The sequence below is a fragment of the Thalassococcus halodurans genome (assembly GCF_900108225.1).
GTDB classification, from domain to species: domain Bacteria; phylum Pseudomonadota; class Alphaproteobacteria; order Rhodobacterales; family Rhodobacteraceae; genus Thalassococcus; species Thalassococcus halodurans.
In genome coordinates this window covers 152,148-172,092 of record NZ_FNUZ01000004.1, presented here as the reverse complement: position 1 = coordinate 172,092, position 19,945 = coordinate 152,148, and the positions used below count along the sequence as shown (strand labels likewise).

Annotated in this window: 16 protein-coding genes; 8 read left to right on the top strand and 8 right to left on the bottom strand. The window is 59.8% G+C overall.

Annotated elements, in window-relative coordinates; genetic code table 11:
* Positions 1–408 precede the first annotated feature (408 nt).
* Together gltX and C4S59_RS13320 are read right to left on the bottom strand one after the other, a co-directional pair.
* On the bottom strand, positions 409–1,746 hold the full coding sequence (gene gltX / locus C4S59_RS13325) for a glutamate--tRNA ligase (RefSeq protein ID WP_103911021.1): 1,338 nt from the start codon (positions 1,744–1,746) through the stop codon (positions 409–411).
* A gap of 75 nt (positions 1,747–1,821) precedes the next feature.
* Complete coding sequence (locus C4S59_RS13320; RefSeq protein WP_103911020.1) at positions 1,822–2,202, bottom strand: VOC family protein; 381 nt, start codon at positions 2,200–2,202, stop codon at positions 1,822–1,824.
* A gap of 87 nt (positions 2,203–2,289) precedes the next feature.
* Between C4S59_RS13320 and soxR the strand changes: the two genes are divergently transcribed.
* Positions 2,290–2,742 (top strand): redox-sensitive transcriptional activator SoxR, encoded by a 453-nt coding sequence (gene soxR, locus C4S59_RS13315; protein ID WP_103911019.1) that lies wholly within the window; start codon positions 2,290–2,292, stop codon positions 2,740–2,742.
* A 67-nt stretch (positions 2,743–2,809) separates the two neighbouring features.
* Positions 2,810–3,379, top strand: coding sequence for an RNA 2',3'-cyclic phosphodiesterase (gene thpR / locus C4S59_RS13310; protein WP_103911018.1), 570 nt, complete (start codon positions 2,810–2,812; stop codon positions 3,377–3,379).
* Here thpR and C4S59_RS13305 read toward each other — a convergent pair.
* On the bottom strand, positions 3,376–5,034 hold the full coding sequence (locus C4S59_RS13305; RefSeq protein ID WP_103911017.1) for an NAD+ synthase: 1,659 nt from the start codon (positions 5,032–5,034) through the stop codon (positions 3,376–3,378). The two genes, thpR and C4S59_RS13305, sit on opposite strands and share 4 nt — an antisense overlap.
* A 164-nt stretch (positions 5,035–5,198) precedes the next feature.
* Here C4S59_RS13305 and C4S59_RS13300 point away from each other — a divergent pair, with 164 nt between their 5' ends.
* Positions 5,199–6,656, top strand: a complete 1,458-nt coding sequence (locus C4S59_RS13300; RefSeq protein WP_103911016.1) for an MORN repeat-containing protein — start codon at positions 5,199–5,201, stop codon at positions 6,654–6,656.
* 3 nt (positions 6,657–6,659) lie between these two features.
* On the opposite strand, the gene C4S59_RS13295 is transcribed toward C4S59_RS13300, so the two are convergent.
* From C4S59_RS13295 to truA, 3 genes are read right to left on the bottom strand one after another with little or no spacing between them, the layout of a single operon-like run.
* Entirely contained in the window at positions 6,660–8,189 is a 1,530-nt protein-coding gene (locus C4S59_RS13295; RefSeq protein WP_103911015.1) for a cryptochrome/photolyase family protein, read from the bottom strand.
* Entirely contained in the window at positions 8,183–8,848 is a 666-nt protein-coding gene (locus C4S59_RS13290) for an SDR family NAD(P)-dependent oxidoreductase (protein ID WP_103911014.1), read from the bottom strand. The genes C4S59_RS13295 and C4S59_RS13290 overlap by 7 nt, the downstream gene beginning before the upstream one ends.
* Positions 8,849–8,879: 31 nt before the next feature.
* Positions 8,880–9,647, bottom strand: coding sequence for a tRNA pseudouridine(38-40) synthase TruA (gene truA, locus C4S59_RS13285; RefSeq protein ID WP_103911013.1), 768 nt, complete (start codon positions 9,645–9,647; stop codon positions 8,880–8,882).
* Positions 9,648–9,757: 110 nt separating this feature from the next.
* On the opposite strand from truA, the gene C4S59_RS13280 reads away from it, so the two are divergent.
* From C4S59_RS13280 to C4S59_RS13270, 3 genes are read left to right on the top strand one after another with little or no spacing between them, the layout of a single operon-like run.
* Complete coding sequence (locus tag C4S59_RS13280) at positions 9,758–11,170, top strand: YcjX family GTP-binding protein (protein ID WP_103911012.1); 1,413 nt, start codon at positions 9,758–9,760, stop codon at positions 11,168–11,170.
* A complete protein-coding gene (locus tag C4S59_RS13275) occupies positions 11,167–11,625 on the top strand; it encodes a GNAT family N-acetyltransferase (RefSeq protein WP_234994769.1) in 459 nt (152 codons plus the stop codon). The genes C4S59_RS13280 and C4S59_RS13275 overlap by 4 nt, the downstream gene beginning before the upstream one ends.
* Complete coding sequence (locus C4S59_RS13270) at positions 11,622–12,638, top strand: YcjF family protein (protein WP_103911011.1); 1,017 nt, start codon at positions 11,622–11,624, stop codon at positions 12,636–12,638. The genes C4S59_RS13275 and C4S59_RS13270 overlap by 4 nt, the downstream gene beginning before the upstream one ends.
* On the opposite strand, the gene C4S59_RS13265 is transcribed toward C4S59_RS13270, so the two are convergent.
* Positions 12,635–13,879 (bottom strand): FAD-dependent oxidoreductase, encoded by a 1,245-nt coding sequence (locus C4S59_RS13265; RefSeq protein ID WP_234994768.1) that lies wholly within the window; start codon positions 13,877–13,879, stop codon positions 12,635–12,637. The two genes, C4S59_RS13270 and C4S59_RS13265, sit on opposite strands and share 4 nt — an antisense overlap.
* Positions 13,880–14,100: 221 nt before the next feature.
* On the opposite strand from C4S59_RS13265, the gene ileS reads away from it, so the two are divergent.
* A complete protein-coding gene (gene ileS / locus C4S59_RS13260) occupies positions 14,101–17,013 on the top strand; it encodes an isoleucine--tRNA ligase (protein ID WP_103911010.1) in 2,913 nt (970 codons plus the stop codon).
* 308 nt (positions 17,014–17,321) lie between these two features.
* Here the strand turns inward: ileS and C4S59_RS13255 are convergent, their stop codons facing one another.
* Positions 17,322–17,996 carry a hypothetical protein gene (locus tag C4S59_RS13255; RefSeq protein WP_103911009.1) on the bottom strand — a complete coding sequence of 225 codons (675 nt, stop codon included), beginning with the start codon at positions 17,994–17,996 and terminating at the stop codon, positions 17,322–17,324.
* Between the two features lie 163 nt (positions 17,997–18,159).
* Here C4S59_RS13255 and C4S59_RS13250 point away from each other — a divergent pair, with 163 nt between their 5' ends.
* Positions 18,160–19,929, top strand: a complete 1,770-nt coding sequence (locus C4S59_RS13250; RefSeq protein WP_103911008.1) for a DNA polymerase III subunit gamma/tau — start codon at positions 18,160–18,162, stop codon at positions 19,927–19,929.
* The last annotated feature ends 16 nt before the right edge of the window (positions 19,930–19,945 follow it).

Sequence of the window (19,945 nt, the reverse complement as noted above, 5' to 3'; positions counted from 1 at the left end):
AGAAATGAAAACGCCATTTTATCAGAAATAGAAAATAAACATTAAAAATACATTATTTCAAAGCCCCGCTTTTTCACCCCACCTCCAATTAAAAAAGATGGCTGGATACCGAAAAAGGGAATTGCAATCGCATCACGGTATTAAAATGCGAAATCAATCGACCCAATGTCGTATTCATGGATTCGGCAAAAGGTATCTCGGGCCACGCAAGGAAATGCACGAACGCCCAGTTCTGAGCCGACCCGCCTATATTCTGTAGGTTAAATGTATATTAAATTCCCTTTATTGACGTAAGGCAAACACCTGTAATTGATAGTAAAACGCACTTAGCAAATGCCAAAAGAAAATGGCCCCGCAGGGTCTGCGAGGCCATTTTGCGCCATAGCTTTCAAAATGACTATAGCAAAGTTATGCCTTGGCTAAGCCGCGCGCCTTGACCACCTGCATCAGCGGCATCACGTCGCCCATTTCGGGGCCACGCTCCATACCAGTCACGGCCTTGCGCAGCGGCATGAACAGACCTTTGCCCTTGCGGCCTGTCTGATCCTTGACCGCCTGCGTCCAGTTCTTCCATGTCTCGGCGTCATAGGGCGGTTCCGGCAGCAGGGTCATCGCTTCAGCGATAAAATCCTGATCCTCGTCCGCAACAAGCGGCTCTGCGCCGTTGGTGAACAGGTCCCACCAACCGGCGATGTCCTTGCGTGTGGTGATGTTTTCACGCGCGACGTTCCAGAACGCCTCTTGTTTGTCCGCAGGGATGCCCAGCGCGTCCAGATCGGCGGAAACCGCATCGGCAGACAAACCGTGCAGTTTGCGTGCTGTCAGCGGGTAAAGGTCGTTTACGTCAAACTTGGTCGGCGACGCGCCGAACTGCGACAGCTCGAACCCTTCGGCAATTTCATCCAGCGTCATGCGCAGTTCTACAGGCTGCGACGATCCCAGACGGGCCATCATGCTCAGCAGTGCCTCCGGTTCGATCCCGCTTTCACGCAGGTCTTTCAGCGCCAGCGATCCAAGACGTTTGGAGAGACCTTCGCCTTGCGGGCCGGTCAGCAGCGAATGGTGCGCAAAGGACGGATGGTCAAAACCAAGTGCCGCCATGATCTGGATTTGCGTCGCTGTGTTCGTCACGTGGTCCGAGCCGCGCACAACATGGGTCACGCCCATATCCGTGTCATCAACAACAGAGGCCAGCGTATACAGAACCTGCTTGTCGCCACGGATCAGGACAGGGTCAGATACAGAGGCTGCATCGATCGAGATGTCGCCAAGGATGCCATCGGTCCACTCGATCCGCTCGTGATCCAGCTTGAACCGCCATACGCCGTCACCGCGCTCAGTCCGCAATGCGGCCTTTTCATCGTCGGACAGCGCAAGTGCTGCACGGTCATAAACCGGCGGCTTGCCCATGTTCAGCTGCTTCTTGCGTTTCAGGTCCAGTTCGGTGGGCGTTTCGAACGCCTCATAGAAACGGCCGATCCCGCGCAGCTTGTCAGCGGCATCCGCGTAAAGGTCCAGACGTTCGGACTGGCGTTCGGTCCGGTCCCAATGCAGGCCCAGCCATTCCAGATCGCGTTTGATACCGTCGACATACTCTTCTTTCGACCGTTCGGGGTCGGTATCGTCGATACGCAGAATGAACGTGCCGCCCGCCTTGCGCGAGATCAGCCAGTTCATCAAAGCGGTGCGCAAATTGCCCACATGAATGTGGCCAGTGGGGGAAGGTGCGAAACGGGTGGTTGTCATGCGAGTCTCCTGTTCGCAGTGCCCTTCCCATATGCTGGTCAAATTGTCTAGGTCGGCTTAACGCCGCCCGAACAATCACGCATAGCTGACGACCTCAATTTCGATCCCGTCAGGGGTGTCGAAGTAGAAGCGTTTGCCCGGCTCGTAATCCGCGTGATTGTGCGGGATCAGCCCTTCGGACGCGACGCGCTTTTCAGCGGCATCCAGATCATTGACCACCACACCGATGTGGTTCATCCCGCCGGTGGTGAAATAGGTCTCTGCCTCGGCGCGGGCTTGGTGCGTCGGCTGATAAAGCGCCACATAGCTGTCTTCTGTCCCCACATGGACAGACCGGCCACCATGAATGCTGGCGCCTTCCCAGCGCACTTTCCAGTCGAACAAACGCCCCAGCAAAGCAGCCGATGCATCAATGTCAGCCACAGTCACGTTCACATGTTCCAATCCGATTTTCATAACGTTTTCCTTTCGAAAATCACCGGCTTGATCCGGCCTGAATCACACCCTAAGTTCTCAAGTTAACTTTAGATCAAGAGGTTTTTCATGCGTGCCGATGATATTCTCAGCATTGGGCAGGTCGCTGCCCGTACCGGCCTCGCCGTATCGGCAATCCGCTATTACGAGGACATGGGCCTGATCACACCGATGCGTGCCCCCGGTGGAAACCGTCGGTTTCGACGCGCCGACATTCGCAGGCTCAGTTTCGTGCGCATCGCCCAAGGGTTCGGCTTTACCCTGCCCCGCATCGCCGAACTGCTGGCAGACCTGCCAGAGGCGCGCACACCGACAGCCAAGGATTGGAAGGACATCAGCGAAGGCTTCAAACAGGAACTGGACCAGAAAATCGCCACCCTGACCAAACTACGCGACGATCTGGATGGATGCATCGGGTGCGGCTGCCTCAGCCTTGAACGCTGCGCGCTTTACAATCGCGATGACACTGCCGCCCAAAAGGGCGATGGCCCACGCTATCTGATGGGCGACACATCGGACTAGCGGCTTCCCCTTGTTCCCTGCCTTTGCATTTGCCAAGTCTTGGGGACAAAGACCCAAGGACTAATCAATGCGCGCCTTTCTTGCCCTTCCCCTTCCCCCGTCAGACGCCGAGGTGATCGCGGCCATGGGCGACCGGTGCCCTGTCGGGCGCGCTGTGGCAGAAGAAAACATCCATCTGACACTGGCGTTTCTTGGGGATATGTCCAAAGCCGATCTGTCTGAAATCCACGACGCCATGGGCACGATCAAACAGCAAGCGTTCAGCTTTTCCCTGTCCGGCATTGAAAGCCTTGGTGGGCACGGCGGCCATGCCTTGGCCTTGGGCGCGGACGGCGGAGCAGCTCTGACCCAACTGCACGACAGCATCCTGTCGCGCATTCACGGTGCCGGTGTGGTTCTGGAACGCCGCAGGTTCCGCCCGCATGTCACCTTTGCCCGCCTTCCAGGCAAGATGAACAGCGACGAACAGGCGCGGCTGGGCGAGTTTCTGAAGCGCGAAGGCACCATGAGCCTGCCGGACATCCCCGCCACCCAATTCACGCTTTATGAATCCGTGCTGACCAAAACGGGGGCGTATTACATCCCGCTTGAGGATTACGAACTTCAGTCCGAAAACACGCCCTACCCCGCGACCTAGCCCTTATCGCGCCAACGGTTGGCAATAGGATAGCGGCGATCCAGCCAGAACGCGCGTGGCGACAGACGTGCACCCGGCGCTGATTGGAAGCGTTTGTATTCGCTGATGTACAGCAGGTGTTCGACCCGCTTGGCATCCTCGCGCGAATAGCCCGCTGCGACGCAATCCGCGATCGAGCCATCCTGATCCACAAGGATTTTCAAGATGCCATCCAGCACCGGATAATCAGGCAGTGAATCGCTGTCCTTCTGATCTTCACGCAGTTCCGCCGACGGCGGCTTGGTGATGATCCGATCAGGGATCACGGCGCCCGCGGGCGCCATCATCCAGTCGCGGTGATTTTCGTTCCGCCAGCGGCAGATGTCGAAGACGCGCGTTTTATACAGGTCTTTAATCGGGTTATAGCCGCCCGCCATGTCTCCATAGATCGTGGCATAGCCAACTGCGACCTCGGATTTGTTGCCCGTGGTTAGCAGCATCTCGCCAAACTTGTTGGACAGCGCCATCAACAGCAGACCGCGCAGGCGCGACTGGATGTTTTCTTCGGTCAGGCCTTCTTCGGTGCCTTCAAACAGCGGGGCAAGCGTGGCGGTGATCGCGTCGCGGCCCTGCTTGATCGGCACAAAGTCATAGCGGCAGCCCAGATTGGTCGCCATTTCCTTAGCGTCCTCAAGGCTGTGTTCCGACGTATATTCCGACGGCAGCATCACACAGCGCACATTGTCCGCGCCCAGCGCATCCGCTGCTATCGTCGCCACCAGCGCCGAGTCCACACCTCCGGACAGACCCAACAGCACCTTCTTGAACCCCGTCTTGCGCATGTAGTCACGCAGGGACAGAACCATCACGTGATAGTCCTGCTCCATATTGTCGGGATGGGTCACGAACTCACCGGGCAGCGCGACCCAGCCTTCGGGGCCTTGTTCAAAATCGACGTGGGAAATCACCTCATCAAAAACCGCCAGCTTGACCGCGATCTCGCCCTTGCGGTTCAGCACGAACGAACCACCGTCGAACACCTGATCATCCTGACCGCCGACCATATTCAGGTAAACCAGCGGCAGATCGGTTTCGACGACGCGGCTGACCATGTGGTTCAGGCGCACTTCCATCTTATCGCGGTAGTAAGGCGACCCGTTCGGGACCAGCAGGATTTCAGCGCCGGTTTCGGCCAGCGTTTCAGCCACATCTTCGTGCCACGCGTCTTCGCAGATCGGGCTGCCGATGCGCACAGGTCCCACGCTAAACGGACCCGCGACTGGGCCAGACGTGAACACGCGCACTTCGTCAAAGACGTTGTTGTTGGGCAGGTGATGCTTCAGCACCGTCGCCGTCACCTCGCCGTTTTGCAGCACGTGATAGGCGTTATACAGGTCCGTCCCTTCGATCCACGGCGCACCGATGGCAACCGCCGGACCGTCGGCACAGTCCTTGGCCAACTCGCGCAGCACCTCGATCGCTTCGGTGTAAAACGCAGGTTTGCGCATCAGATCCTGCGCGTTGTAGCCGGTGATGAACAGCTCGGGGAAGGCAACCAGATCGGAACCGGCGGCTTTGCCTGCCTCCCATGCCTCACGCGCTTTGGCGGCATTACCCTGCAAATCGCCCACAGTGGGGTTCAGCTGGGCCAGCGTGATGCGAAAACGGTCTGCCATGGGTTGTACCTTTCACCTTTCGTCGCAATCCACATAGCAGAAGCACGCCGGAGTAAAAGTCCAACCGGCAAAAGACGTTGTGCCAAAGCGGCCCGTCCACTAGTTTTCCCCTGAACAGTCGGGGCCAAATGCCCTGTGACGACGGCAAGGGCGGAGCAAAGCAAATGGGCAAGGTGAAAACGGTCGTTCTGGGATGTGCACTGGCAACCCTGCCGATGATGGCCCTTGCGCAATCCGGCAACGTCCAGACCAAGCAATACGATGACGGCGGCGTCTACGAAGGCGGCTTTCAGAACGGGCTACAGCACGGTCAGGGTACCTACCGCCTGCCCAACGGCTATGAATACAGTGGTGACTGGGTCGAAGGCGAAATCCGTGGTCAGGGCGTCGCACGGTTCCCCAACGGATCGGTCTATGAGGGCAGCTTTGCCAAGGGCAAACCCGAAGGCACAGGCAAAATCGTCTTTGCCGATGGCTCGATCTACGAAGGCACATGGCTGGACGGAAAAATCACAGGTCAGGGCGTGATGAAATACGCCAACGGCATGGTTTACGAAGGATCGTTCCGCAACGCGCTGCACCACGGGCGCGGCACGATGACCGCCCCCACTGGCTATATCTACGAAGGTGACTGGGTGAACGGCGTCAAGGAAGGCAACGCCAAGATCACTTATGCCGACGGATCGAAATACGATGGCCGCGTGTCCGGCGGATCGCGCGAAGGCAAGGGCGAGATCACGATGGCCGACGGCCTGCGTTATGAGGGCATGTGGCAAGACGACCAGATCCACGGCGTCGGGACGCTTTATCAGGCCAATGGCGATGTCTACGAAGGCGAATTCGTCGCGGGCCGTCGCGAAGGTCAGGGCAAGGTTACCTATAAGTCAGGCGACGTTTACGAAGGCGCGTTTCAGAATGACCAGCGTCAAGGCATCGGCACCTTCCGTGGACAGGACGGCTATACCTACACCGGCGAATGGGTGGCCGGGCAGATCGACGGCACAGGCCGCGTGACCTACCCCGACGGGTCGATCTATGAGGGCCAGTTCCGTGGCGATCTGGCCAATGGTCAGGGCAAAATCACCTATCCCGATGGCGCGACTTATGAAGGCGATTGGGTCGATGGCGTGATCCAGGGCAAGGGCATCGCGACCTACGCCAATGGCCTGACCTATGAAGGCGGCTTTGTGAACGCCAAGAACGACGGCTTCGGCGTGATGACCTACCCCGACGGCTACCGCTATGAAGGCAACTGGGTCCAAGGCCGCCGCGAAGGCGAAGGCACCGCCACCTACCCAGATGGCACGATCTATACCGGCATGTTCAAAGACGGCAAACGCGATGGTATCGGCAAAATCGTGATGCCTGACGGCTTTACCTACGAAGGCGGCTGGCAGAACGGCAAAATCCACGGCACCGGCATTGCCACCTACGCCAGCGGCGACATCTATGAAGGCAGTTTCGAGGATGGCAAACGCAGCGGCGACGGCACCATGCGCTATGCCACGGGCGAGGAAGCCAGCGGCACATGGATCAACGGCGCCCTGACAGGCCCGAACGCCCCCACCGCCGAAGAACCGGCGGAAGAGGCCCCTGCCGACGAACCTGCAGCCACCGAATAAGCGCTAGACGCGTTCGCCTTTGGACAGTTTCTCAAGGAATTGATCTGCCTCGCGCAGAACGGTTTCCTTGCGATCATCCTTCATCCTGTCCCATGTTGCATACATCTGCCCCATGCGCGGATTGCCCCCGAATTTGTCACGGTGGCGATCCATGAAATGCCAGTAGAGCAGATTGAACGGACAGGCATTTTCGCCGGTCTTGTCTTTGACCTTGTAGTCGCAGGCTTTGCAGTGATCTGACATCTTGTCGATGTAACTGCCCGACGACACATAGGGTTTTGAGGCGATGATCCCGTCATCGGCAAACTGGCTCATCCCCACGACATTCGGTGCTTCGACCCATTCGAAGGCGTCAATGTAAACGCGCAGATACCATTCATGCACCTCATGCGGATTGATCCCCGCAAGCAGCGCGAAGTTGCCCGTCACCATAAGCCGCTGGATGTGGTGGGCATAGGCCTCGTCCCGCGTCTGTTCGACGGCCTTCGCAACACAGCGCATCTTGGTGTCGGCGGTCCAGAAAAACTCGGGCAGTTTGCGTTGGTGGTTCAGCGCATTGCGGCGCGGATAATCCGGACCTTCGCGGAAATAGATGCCCCGTACGTATTCACGCCAGCCGATGATCTGACGAATGAACCCCTCGACCGCATTGATCGGCGCATCGCCATCTTTCCACGCCTGTTCGGCAGCCTGACAAACCTCAAGCGGGTCCAGAAGACCGATGTTGATGTAGGCCGAGATCACCGAATGATAAAGAAAGCGATTGTCATCCAGCATCGCATCCTGAAAATCACCGAACTTCGGCAGCGCGTGTTTGATGAAATGCGACAGCGCACGGCGCGCCTGCCCCTGATCGGTGGCATACCAGAACGGGCGCAAGGTGCCGAAACTGTTGCCAAACCGCGCCTCGACCAGATCAAGCACCTCTTCCACTGTGTCGTCCGGCGTGAATTCCATCGGGCCGTTGAAATCGACGGCATCAGGCGCGGGTTTGCGGTTGTCGTGGTCGAAATTCCACTTGCCGCCCGCAGGTTCGCCATCCTCCATCAACAGACCGGTTTTGCGCCGCATCTCGCGATAGAAATACTCCATCCGAAGCGATTTTCGCCCATCCGCCCAATCGTTGAATTCATCCAAGGATGCCACAAACCGCGTGTCCGGATGCACGGTTAGCTTCAACGGCATATCCTCAAGCGCGTTGATCAGCCGCCACTCACCGCATTGGGTGGCAATCACCTCTTTCGCGCCCGTTTCATCCGCGCGGCGCAGCAATTCACCGGGGATGGAGCCGCAATTGTCCGTATCGTCCAGTTCGGTGTAACGCACGTCCCAACCATCGTCCCGAAGCCGCGCCGCAAACTTGCGCATAGCTGCAAAGATCAGCGCGATTTTCTTGGGGTGATGCTGCACATAGGTCGCCTCATCCGCGACCTCGGCCATCACGACGATATCGCTGTCCTTATTCGCCTTTTCCAAAGCAGACAGATTTTCAGAAAGCTGATCCCCAAGCACCAGAACAAGACGGCTCACCACGGAATTTCCTTCTTGGCATAATCGTAAAACCGCCCCGTCTCCTCGGGCGTCAGGCTGGCCATCACATCGCAGAGCCGCATGGCCGCGACCTCGGGCGTGACGGTTGGATGGTTGTCGGCATATTTGGCGGTAAAGTTGGTTTCGACCGTACCAGGATGCAGAGCAACGCAGGCCAGTTCCTTGTGCGTGCGGGCGAACTCGATGGCGGCCGAATGCACAATCTGGTTCACCGCCGCCTTGGCGGTGCGATAGGAATACCAGCCGCCCAATCCGTTATCCCCGATCGACCCGACGCGCGCGGACAGCACCGACATAACCGCGCGCTCCTTGCGCGGGACCAGCCCGATGGCGTGTTTCAGAACCATCGCTGGGCCAATCGTGTTCAGGCGGAACTGATCGATCATGGCCTGCGGGTCCAACCGCTTGATCGATTTTTCAGGCGCAGCGCCGTCGATCTCTAGCGCGCCCGTCGCAACAAAGATCAGATCGAACGGGCCGTCCAGCCGCGACAGATGTTCCTGGATCGATGCCTCATCGGTCACATCCAAACCGTCGACAGACCGCGACAGTCCGGTGACTTGCACGCCACGTGCGGTCAGTTCTTGCGCCACAGCGGCCCCGATGCCACCTGACGCTCCGATGATGAGTGCGTTTTTCATGACTAGCGACCTAGGCGGGTCGCGTCATGCTTCAAGCAAAAGGATCGTCCGGATAGCCGACACCCACCAGATACAGTCCATGGGGCGGACACACAGGCCCGCAGGCCGCGCGATCCTTGGCTTCCAGCGCCTCGCGCACCTTGTCCGGATGCCACCCGCCCGCGCCCACACGTTCCAGCGTGCCGACAAAGCTGCGCACCTGATTGTGCAGGAACGACCGTGCCCGCAGGTAGAAGTGGATTTCCAGACCGGCTGTCGTCGGCACCTCGGAAATGCTCAGCTCATCCAGTGTCTTAACCGGACTTGCCGCCTGACACATCGTGGACCGGAACGTCGTGAAGTCATGCAGACCAATCAGATGCTTGGCCCCTTCGCGCATCGCTTCGACATCCAAAGGATGCGCCACGTGCCAGACCTGACCTTCTTCCAAAGTCGGGCGGGACCGGCGGTTGAGTATACGGAATAAATACCGGCGTTCATGCGCCGAAAACCGCGCGTGCCAATCCTCATCCACCTCGGACGATCCGACGATGGCAACGGGCAAAGGTTTCAAATGGTGATTCAGCGCCGACATCAGCTTGAACGCATCCCACGGCTTTTGCAGATCGCAATGGCAGACCTGTGCGCGGGCATGCACGCCCGCATCCGTCCGCCCCGCCGCTGCAATCGTGTGCGGGCCCGGTTCCAGTTTGGCCAAAGCATCCTCGATCGCCCCCTGAACCGAGGGCTGATCCGCCTGACGCTGCCAGCCCGCAAAGGGGCGGCCATCATATTCTACTTGTAGCGCAAATCTGGGCATAAAATGCGCCTTAGCGAATGGCATGGGAACGGGCAAGTCTTTGTCCCCTCTGGCAACTGCCCTTGCGCGCCCTTATCTTGGGGTTGGATACGAGTTGGAAGGACAGCATCTTGGTAATCGGAAGCCTCGCCGACAACCTCACGCGCGGCGTGGAAAATGTGGCCAGCACATTGGCCAGCCCCTTTACGGACACCACAATCCGCTTGGGCGTGACGGGGCTTGCGCGGGCGGGCAAGACGGTTTTCATAACATCGCTGGTCGCCAATCTGATGGACCGCGCCCGCATGGGGCAGCTTTTGGCCGAGGCAGAGGGCCGGATTGTCGCCGCCTACTTGCAGCCGCAGCCCGACGACACGCTGCCGCGCTTTGATTACGAAGAACACCTTGCTGCGCTGACCTCGACCAGCCCGCACTGGCCCGACAGCACCCGCGCCGTGTCTGAACTGCGCCTGTCGTTGAAGGTGCAGCCGACGGGCATTCTGGGCGGCATCCAAGGGCCGCGCACCGTGCATCTGGATATCGTCGATTATCCCGGCGAATGGCTGCTGGATCTGGCGTTGCTCGACAAAACTTATGTGGAATGGAGCCAGGAAACGCTTGCCCGCCTGTCCGAGCGACCCGAAGGCACAGAGTTTCTGGCGCTCGCAAACGCCGAAGACGGCACGGCCGATCTGGCCGAACCCCGCGCGCGCGCATTGGCCGATGCATTTACCGACTACCTGAACGCCGCGCGCAAGGCGGGCTTTTCCGACTGTACGCCGGGGCGGTTCCTGTTGCCCGGCGATCTGGCGGGTAGTCCTGTGCTGACATTCGCCCCCCTGCCCGAACAACCGAACGCCCCGCGCAAAAGCCTGTGGCGCGAAATGGAGCGGCGGTTTGAGGCCTATAAATCCCGCGTGGTGAAACCGTTTTTCCGCGACCACTTTTCCAAAATCGACCGTCAGGTCGTGCTGGTTGATGTGCTGAATGCCATCCACCAAGGCCCAAAAGCGGTTGAAGATATGCGCCGCGTGTTGTCCGAGGTGATGGGCGCGTTCCGCCCCGGCCCGAACGCCTTTCTGACGCAGCTTTTGCTGGGCAAACGGGTGGAACGCATCCTGTTTGCCGCAACCAAGGCCGACCATCTTCACCACACCCAGCACCGTCAGCTGACCCAAATCACCAAAGCACTGTTGCGGGATGCCGAAGACCGCGCGAACTTTGCTGGCGCCAAGACCAAGGCATTGTCTTTGGCCTCGTTGCGGGCAACGACGGAAACCACAGTGCCGCACAACGGCGGGGAACTGGACTGTGTGCGCGGCACGTTGATGACCGGCAAAGAAGCGGCGTTTTATGCAGGCGAACTGCCCGAAGACCCCGCGCGTTTACTCGCCCCTGCACGTCAGGGTGCGGAGGCTTGGCTGGATGGAGATTACGGCAATATGGCCTTTGCCCCGTCGCCCCTGCGCCTGCGCCCTGGTGAGGGCCCGCCGCATATCCGGCTGGATCGCGCGGCAGAGTTTCTGTTCGGGGACAAGTTGTGAACAGCCCCGCAATCACCCTGCGCCCCGCCCGCGCGCTGGACGCCGGCGCTTTGGGCGCGATGATGACCGAGGCGGTTCACGACACCCCGTGGAAACCAACGCTGCATAGCGGGGCCGAGGATATCGCCCACGCGGGTCAGATGATCGACCGAGGTTGGGTCACGGTGGCCGAGATCGAGGGCCAGACCGCTGGCTTTCTGGCAAGGGAAGACGGCTACATTCACAGCCTGTTTGTGGCCCGCGACTGTCGTCGTGCTGGGATAGCTTCTACGCTTTTGGACACTGCTAAATCGGCCTGCGAACAGCTCACGCTTTGGACGTTTCAGGCCAATGCAGCGGCCCGAAAGCTCTATACATCCCATAATTTTACCGAAGTTGCCCGCACCGATGGCGACAACGACGAAGGCCTGCCGGATATCCGTTTCCAATGGCGTGCCGAAAGGACAGCCCAATGACCCAGACCAAAGGCCCTGTGCTGATCGAACTGGATGCGGACACACCGCACGACACGCCCGACCGCGCACCGCCAGTGCCGGACGTTGAAGTGCCGCAGGGCCGCGCGATGACAACAGCGGCGACCTTGGCCGCCCGTCCGGCGTCCAAGCTGGCGAAATGGTTCTGGTCGCTTCTGTCGGCAATCATCGTAACGGTGATGTCGGTCACCGCGTGGAACTTTGCCGCCAACCTTGTGGCGCAGAACGCAATCCTTGGCTGGCTGGTGACGGGCTTGTTTGCCCTGTTCATCGCAGTCCTCGTACTGATCGCAATCAAGGAACTGGCCGCGTTTTCACGACTGAAAAAGCTGGATGATCTGCACCGGCAGGCGGGGCATGTTCTGGCCTCGGGCGATCTGTCCGAGGCGCGCAAATTGGTGGGCTCGGTCGAGGCGCTTTATAAAGGGCGCGAAGACACAAAGTGGGGGCTGGAGCGCCTGAATGAACGCAAAGAAGAGGTGTTTGATGCCGAGGCATTGTTGGCGCTGACCGAACGCGAATTGCTGACCCCGCTGGACCACGCCGCACGGGCCGAGGTTGAGGCAGCGGCGCGTCAGGTGGCCGGTGTGACCGCGCTGGTGCCCTTGGCGCTGGCGGATGTGGCGGCGGCGCTGACGTCGAACTTGCGGATGATCCGGCGGATTGCCACGATCTATGGCGGCAGGTCAGGCACGTTGGGCAGTTGGCGTTTGACCCGCGCGGTGTTTTCTCACCTTGTGGCAACGGGCGCTGTGGCCGTGGGCGATGACCTGATCGAGCCCGTCTTAGGCGGCGGCGTGCTATCCCGCGTATCGCGCCGATTTGGCGAAGGCGTGGTCAACGGCGCATTGACGGCCCGCGTGGGCGTGGCCGCGATGGAGGTTTGCCGCCCGATCCCCTTTGGTCCGAAATCCAAGCCATCGGTCCGCTCGATTGTGGCCAGTTCCATGGCGGGATTGTTCAAGCGCGATGGTGCGAAATCCCAGGCGGATTAATCGGGGTCCAGCAGGCTTCCTGTCGGGGGCAGCATGTCGCCACAGACCAGCCGCGTCAGGATGTACGGCACCGGTTGAACCTGACTAAGCGGGAACAGAAGACGATCACGAAGCAACGGCAAAACGCGGCTATCCGACTGATATTGCGGCGTGAACATACGGCTCATGGTCTGGTAGGACCACACATGCCACCGCCGTGCCCGTGCATAGTGAAGCAGTGCAAGCGGCACATCGCCCCGCGCCTCGGCAATCGCCTGCGACAGCGCCCAGGCATCCAGCAAAGCCATGTTCGCACCCTGCCCCAGTTGCGGGCTGGCGCGGTGGGCTGCGTCACCAATATAGGCGATGCCGTCACCATAAGGCCGCACCAAAGTGCCGTGCGTATAACTGGCGGCGGTCATCTGGTCGGGGTCGGTGATCTGATCCACGAAGGGTGCGAATGCGGGCCACAGCGAGACGGCTTCGTCCTTCCATGCCTGTAACCCCGTCTTACGCCACGCAGTGACGCCATTGGCGGGCAGCGACCAGAAGATCGCCGCCTTGAACCCCGTCGCATCCGGCAAGGACCCGATCGGCAGCACGCCCATCATACGGTTGGCGCGGCGATACATCTGCCGCAGTTCGTCGCGCGGAAGTGGCGTGTCTGCAGGCCAATCCACGGTCGCCCAAAGCGCGCCATAGCCCAGCGGTTTGGATTTCAAAGGCGACAGGACCGAACCAGCGCCCGAAGCATCGATGATCAGGTCAAATGGCCCATCGCGGCGATCCGCGAACAGCAAATGCGCGCCGTCACGGCCCGTGACCTGCGAAGCGGAAACCAATGCCACCCCTGCCGCTTGGGCCGCGGCATAAAGCGCATCGAACAATGCCGCGCGGTGGATCGCCAGACCAAACCGGCTGGACTTCGGAGTAACGTAAGACACCTCAAGAACCCGCCTGCCCTGATCGGCCTCGCGGCCCCGCATGGCGGTGATGGCATTGCCCAGTTCAAGCGCCCGCTGGTCTGCGCCCAAAGCCTTTAGAACCGACAGGCCGACCGGCTGAACAACCAGCCCCGAACCCACGGGTGCGGGTTCTGCAAATTTATCGAAAACGGTCACGTCATGCCCTGCCCGACGCAACAGCGCACCTACGGCCAATCCACCGACACCCGCGCCAGCAACAGCGATATCCAGAGGACGCATTTCAAAACCTTTGACCAATTCGGGCCGAAGAAACCCCATCGCCCATCGACTGTCCATGAGGCACAACCGCCTGCGGCAAAACTGTTGCCATATAGGCCGGATATCCCACTGGACGCCCCTTGCCCACAGGCCTATAACCGCGCCCATGACGAAGATGTTTGCGATCATCATTCGAATTACATGCCCGGCGCTCTGACACGAGCCGCCGGGACAAAGGCGTATGGATTGCCGCGCCGCCCCATCATCTGTGAATTTTACTGACGTCAAGGACACTCAAGATGTGCGCCGAAGCCACCTCGCCGGACTATAAAGACACCCTCAACCTGCCGCAGACCGACTTCCCGATGCGCGCGGGCCTGCCCAAACGCGAACCCGCATGGTTGGACCGTTGGGCCAAGATCGGCATCTACGAACAACTGCGCGAAAAGGCGAAGTCGTCTGACCGCAAGCCTTTCACCCTGCACGATGGCCCTCCGTATGCGAACGGTCACCTGCACATCGGCCACGCGCTGAACAAGATCCTGAAGGATATGGTCGTACGCTCGCAGCAGATGATGGGCCGCGATGCGCGCTATATCCCGGGCTGGGACTGCCACGGCCTGCCGATCGAATGGAAGATTGAGGAAAAGTACCGCGCCAAGGGCAAAGACAAGGACGACGTGCCTGTCGTCGACTTCCGTCAGGAATGCCGCAAGTTCGCTGAAGGCTGGATCGACATCCAGCGCGAAGAATTTAAACGCCTTGGCATCACAGGCACGTGGGACAATCCCTATCTGACGATGGATTTCCGCGCAGAGCGGATCATCGCGGAAGAATTCCAGAAATTCCTGATGAGCGGCGTTCTTTATCAGGGCTCGAAGCCTGTCATGTGGTCGCCGGTCGAGAAAACCGCGCTGGCCGAGGCCGAGGTGGAATACCACGACCGTCAGACCGACGCGATCTGGGTCAAGTTCGCGTTGCAGAACGCAGGCGAAGGTCTGGACAACACCTATGCCGTGATCTGGACCACCACACCTTGGACCATCCCGCAAAACCGCGCGATCTGCTTCAGCCCGACCGTATCCTACGGTCTGTACGAAGTTCTGGACACGCCGGAAGAATGCTGGGCCGCGAAGGGTGAGAAGTACCTCTTTGCCGACGATCTGGCGGCAGACACGCTGGCCAAGGCGCGTCTGGAAGACAGCATGTACACCCGCGTCCGTGATGTGACCGGTGATGAACTGTCCGCGATGATCTTTGCCCACCCGCTGAACGGCGCAGCCGAAGCAAACGGCGAATGGGATTTCGACGTGCCGATGCTGCCGGGCGATCACGTGACCGCCGACGCAGGTACAGGTTTCGTCCACACGGCCCCCAGCCACGGTGACGACGACTATGCCATCGGCATCAAGCACGGTCTGGAAATGACCTATAACCTTGGGGACGACAGCGCCTATCGCGATGACCTGCCGTTCTTTGCTGGCCTCAAGGTCTATGACCACAAGGGCAAGCCGGGCAAAGCGAACCAGGCCGTTATGGCGAAACTGGTTGAGGTTGGCCGCCTTCTAGCCCGTCAGCGCATCACCATCTCGGACGCGCACAGCTGGCGCTCCAAAGCTCCGGTCATCCGTCTGAACCGCCCGCAGTGGTTTGCCTCGATCGACCGCGAGGTTGGCGATGGCAATGATACCTACGGCAAGACAATCCGCGAACGCGCCCTGACCAGCATTGACAAGCTGGTGAAATGGACGCCGCAGACAGGCCGCAACCGCCTGTATTCCATGATCGAAGCGCGTCCAGACTGGGTTCTGTCCCGCCAGCGTGCGTGGGGTGTGCCGCTGACATGCTTCACCAAGAAAGGCGCACAGCCGACTGATCCCGATTACCTGCTGCGCGATGAAGCCGTGAACGCCCGCATCCTTGCCGCGTTCGAGGCCGAAGGCGCGGATGCATGGTACGTCGAAGGCGCGAAGGAACGCTTCCTTGGCAACGACTACAACGTCGATGACTGGGATCAGGTGTTTGACGTTCTGGACGTGTGGTTCGACTCCGGCTCGACCCACGCGTTCGTTCTGCGCGACCGCGAAGATGGCTCGGACGATGGTCTGGCCGATCTCTATCTCGAAGGCACCGACCAGCACCGCGGTTGGTTCCATTCCTCGATGCTGCAAAGCTGTGGCACCCAAGGCCGCGCGCCCTATCGCGGGGTTCTGACCCACGGCTTTACGCTGGACGAGAAGGGCAACAAGATGTCCAAATCGGTCGGCAACACCGTCGCCCCCGAGGATGTGACCAAGCAATACGGCGCTGACATCCTGCGCCTTTGGGTGGCTCAGGCCGACTACACCGCTGACCTGCGGATCGGTCCGGAAATCCTGAAGGGCGTGGCAGACAGCTACCGCCGTCTACGCAACACCATGCGCTTTATGCTGGGCGCCGTGTCGCATTTCAGCGAAGCGGATCGTGTGGACCCTGCGGATATGCCTGAACTGGAACGTTGGGTGCTGCACCGTCTGGCAGAACTGGATGAGGTCGTGCGCGCAGGCTATGACGCCTATGACTTCCAAGGCGTGTTCCAGCAGCTGTTCAACTTTGCGACCGTGGAACTGTCGGCCTTCTATTTCGACATCCGCAAGGACGCGCTTTATTGCGACGGCGACACAGCCCGCCGCCGCGCGGCCCGCACTGTGATGGACATCCTGTTCCACCGCCTGACCACATGGCTGGCACCGGTTCTGGTGTTCACTATGGAAGAGGTCTGGCTGGAACGGTTCGGCGGCGATGATGCGTCGGTTCACCTGCAGGACATCCCCGAAACGCCCGCATCGTGGAAGAACGCGGAACTGGCGGCGAAATGGTCCAAGGTCCGCACGGCCCGCCGCGTTGTCACGTCCGCGCTTGAAGTGCAGCGCGTGAACAAGGTGATCGGCGCGTCGCTGGAAGCGGCCCCTGTGGTCTATGTCAGCGATGCCGCGACCTTGGCGGCACTGAAGGACGTGGCGTTTGAGGATGTCTGCATCACATCGGGCCTGACCCTGACGGATGACGCCGCACCCGAAGATGCCTACCGCATGGCCGAGCTCGCAGACATCGCCGTGGTCTTTGCCGAGGCCGAGGGTGAGAAATGTCAGCGCTGCTGGAAAATCCTGCCGGACGTTGGCACGCACTCCCACGCAGGCACTTGCGCCCGCTGCGACGAGGCGTTGGCGTAAAAGCCTCTAGTTCGGAGAAGATTGAACCGCCGGGGTCCCTGCCCTGGCGGTTTTCTTTTGGGATTTGGGCTGGCGTTAAAAGTCGGCTATGAGCCCAGATTCACGGATGCTGCGGGATGAATGAATATCGGCTGCAGTGCAGCAGCCCGGCGACAACATGGTGTTACGTATGATCCTCGACCCATCTGTCGGGGTGATCCCAAAGCCAGCAAGGACACAACTGGAACGGTCAAGCCGTTCCAGTCAGTTGTTTTGCGGAGGTGCGCCTCACTACGTCGAAACGCAATGCAATCCGGATTATTAGCTGCTTATGGCTCCATTCCCGGCAATGGCTCAGTTGTAGGCTCAGGCCTAGGCTCCGGACCAATCGCTTCGACCACTAATATATGTCGAGGCGGTGATTCGGGTGCAAGAACCTTTGCAAAATTAGCCTCTCTCAAAAGCGGATCGCCGATCGGGCATCGAAATAGTTCGGTGAAGAATTGGTATGATGACCACGGACATGAATCGTGAATGTTCTGATCCGAATAATCGTAAAAGGAGGCGGCACCCCCGCATCTGATCCCATTGGTAGCGTATACAAATACATATGCTGCGAAGGTGCGATGGATCATATCTCGGCACTGTTTATGTAGCCTGTCTGCTTCCGCTGTACTTAATATATTGTTTTCTTCTAGACGTTTTGATTGGATCAAAACGCCTTTATCATAATATCGCCCATACGCATTCAAACGTACATTCAGCAAAATGTCGGCGCCTACCCAGCTTTCCTCAGCGGCTTTTCCCGGGCCGCCTCGAACAAACCGGCTTCTCCATTCAATTTCGCCAATCATTCCCTCTAGTCTTGCGTCTAACTGTCCAAGTAAAGCGCCGGTGATGTTCGGCTCATCTACGACATCACCTTTTGCATACTTTTTCACCGCCGCATCACATGCGTTTGCAGCTCTGAATGCAGCTTCCTCAACATCCCGCTCGAAGCTCATATCTCTAACTACCTTACTTGTCTGAAAATCGTTCTGGGAGGTTATACACAGCCGCACCGCACGTTCACCCCGCCCCAAAAAAGAAAATCCCCCGATCCCCCTCGCGGGATGTGGACGGCGGCGCTTGAGGTGCTTAGGTTAAGGCCAGCATGAAAGAGAGCGCATGACGGACACGCCCAAGTATCAGGTTCTGGCCCGCAAATACCGCCCCGAGACCTTTGCCGACCTTGTCGGACAGGATGCGATGGTGCGCACCCTGAAGAACGCGTTCGAGGCGGATCGCATCGCGCAGGCCTTTGTGATGACGGGCATTCGCGGCACCGGCAAAACCACCACCGCGCGGATCATTGCCAAGGGCATGAACTGCGTTGGTCCTGACGGAAACGGGGGGCCCACGACGGATCCGTGCGGTCAGTGCGAACCCTGCCGCGCCATTATGGAAGGTCGCCACGTCGACGTGATGGAGATGGACGCCGCCTCTAACACCTCGGTCAACGATATCCGCGAGATCATCGACTCGGTCCATTACCGCGCGGCCTCGGCCCGTTATAAGATCTACATCATCGACGAAGTTCACATGCTGTCGACCAGTGCGTTCAACGCGCTGCTTAAAACGCTTGAGGAACCGCCCGCCCATGTGAAGTTCATCTTTGCCACCACGGAAATCCGCAAGGTTCCCGTGACGGTGCTGTCGCGCTGTCAGCGGTTCGACCTGCGCCGGATTGAGCCCGAGGTGATGGTGGGCCTGTTGCGCAAGATCGCCGGCGCTGAGGGCGCTGAGATCAGCGATGATGCCTTGGCCCTGATCACCCGCGCGGCCGAAGGATCGGCCCGGGATGCGACCTCACTTCTGGATCAGGCGATTTCCCACGGTGCTGGCGAAACGACCGCCGAACAGGTGCGTGCGATGCTGGGCCTTGCGGACCGGTCGCGCGTCATGGACCTGTTCGAGATGATCATGCGGGGCGATGCGGCATCGGCCCTGACCGAGATCGGCGCGCAATACGCCGACGGGGCAGACCCGCTAGCCGTGCTGCGCGATCTGGCCGAGATCACGCATTGGATTTCCGTGGTCAAGATCACGCCCGATGCCGCCGAAGACCCGACGATCAGCCCGGACGAGCGCAACCGTGGTCAGGAACTGGCGCAACAGCTGGGCATGCGCCCGCTGACGCGGATGTGGCAGATGCTGCTGAAAGCCTTGGACGAGGTCAGCCAAGCGCCGAACGCGATGATGGCCGCTGAAATGGCCGTGATCCGCTTGACCCATGTGGCCGAGATGCCCTCGCCCGAAGACCTTGTGCGCAAGCTGCAGGATACGCCCCCACCGCCAATGCCGCCATCAGGTGGTGGTGCGCCGATGGGTATGGGCGGTGGCAGCACCAACGCCCTTTCGTCGGCCCCTGCGCCAACCCATCGCGGCCCCTCTGGCCCCAGCGCATCGCTGGGCGGTGGTGGCGCGCAAGCGGTGCAGGCCGTGGCGCAAGATCAGGCGCTGGCCCGCTACCCGACGTTCGAACACGTTCTGGAATTGATCCGCACCAACCGCGACGTGAAGCTGCTGGTTGAAGTCGAGGGCGGCGTGCGTTTGGCGTCCTATCAACCGGGCCGGATCGAATTCACCCCCGCGGAAGAGGCGCAGCCCGATCTGGCGCAGCGCCTTGGATCGGCCCTGCAGCGCTGGACCGGCAATCGCTGGGGCGTCAGCGTGGTCAATGGCTGCGACGCCGCCACGATCACCGAAAAGAAAGACGCCGCCAAACAGGCGCTGCGCGACGAGGCCGCTGAACACCCGCTGGTCAGGGCCGTGTTCGACGCCTTCCCCAAAGCGAAGATCACAGATATCCGCAGCGCCACCGATATTGCCAACGAAGTGCAGGCCGAAGCGCTGCAAGAAGTTGAAGATGAATGGGATCCGTTCGAAGACGGCTGAGGCCCTTCGCGGATTC

Coding starts and splice junctions, on each gene's coding strand:
- C4S59_RS13320 (WP_103911020.1), bottom strand. CDS start 2,202: ATGAAAATCGGATTGGAACATGTGAACGTGACTGTGGCTGACATTGAT.
- soxR (WP_103911019.1), top strand. CDS start 2,290: ATGCGTGCCGATGATATTCTCAGCATTGGGCAGGTCGCTGCCCGTACC.
- truA (WP_103911013.1), bottom strand. CDS start 9,647: ATGCCCAGATTTGCGCTACAAGTAGAATATGATGGCCGCCCCTTTGCG.
- thpR (WP_103911018.1), top strand. CDS start 2,810: ATGCGCGCCTTTCTTGCCCTTCCCCTTCCCCCGTCAGACGCCGAGGTG.
- C4S59_RS13265 (WP_234994768.1), bottom strand. CDS start 13,879: ATGGACAGTCGATGGGCGATGGGGTTTCTTCGGCCCGAATTGGTCAAA.
- C4S59_RS13250 (WP_103911008.1), top strand. CDS start 18,160: ATGACGGACACGCCCAAGTATCAGGTTCTGGCCCGCAAATACCGCCCC.
- gltX (WP_103911021.1), bottom strand. CDS start 1,746: ATGACAACCACCCGTTTCGCACCTTCCCCCACTGGCCACATTCATGTG.
- ileS (WP_103911010.1), top strand. CDS start 14,101: ATGTGCGCCGAAGCCACCTCGCCGGACTATAAAGACACCCTCAACCTG.
- C4S59_RS13270 (WP_103911011.1), top strand. CDS start 11,622: ATGACCCAGACCAAAGGCCCTGTGCTGATCGAACTGGATGCGGACACA.
- C4S59_RS13290 (WP_103911014.1), bottom strand. CDS start 8,848: ATGAAAAACGCACTCATCATCGGAGCGTCAGGTGGCATCGGGGCCGCT.
- C4S59_RS13305 (WP_103911017.1), bottom strand. CDS start 5,034: ATGGCAGACCGTTTTCGCATCACGCTGGCCCAGCTGAACCCCACTGTG.
- C4S59_RS13300 (WP_103911016.1), top strand. CDS start 5,199: ATGGGCAAGGTGAAAACGGTCGTTCTGGGATGTGCACTGGCAACCCTG.
- C4S59_RS13255 (WP_103911009.1), bottom strand. CDS start 17,996: ATGAGCTTCGAGCGGGATGTTGAGGAAGCTGCATTCAGAGCTGCAAAC.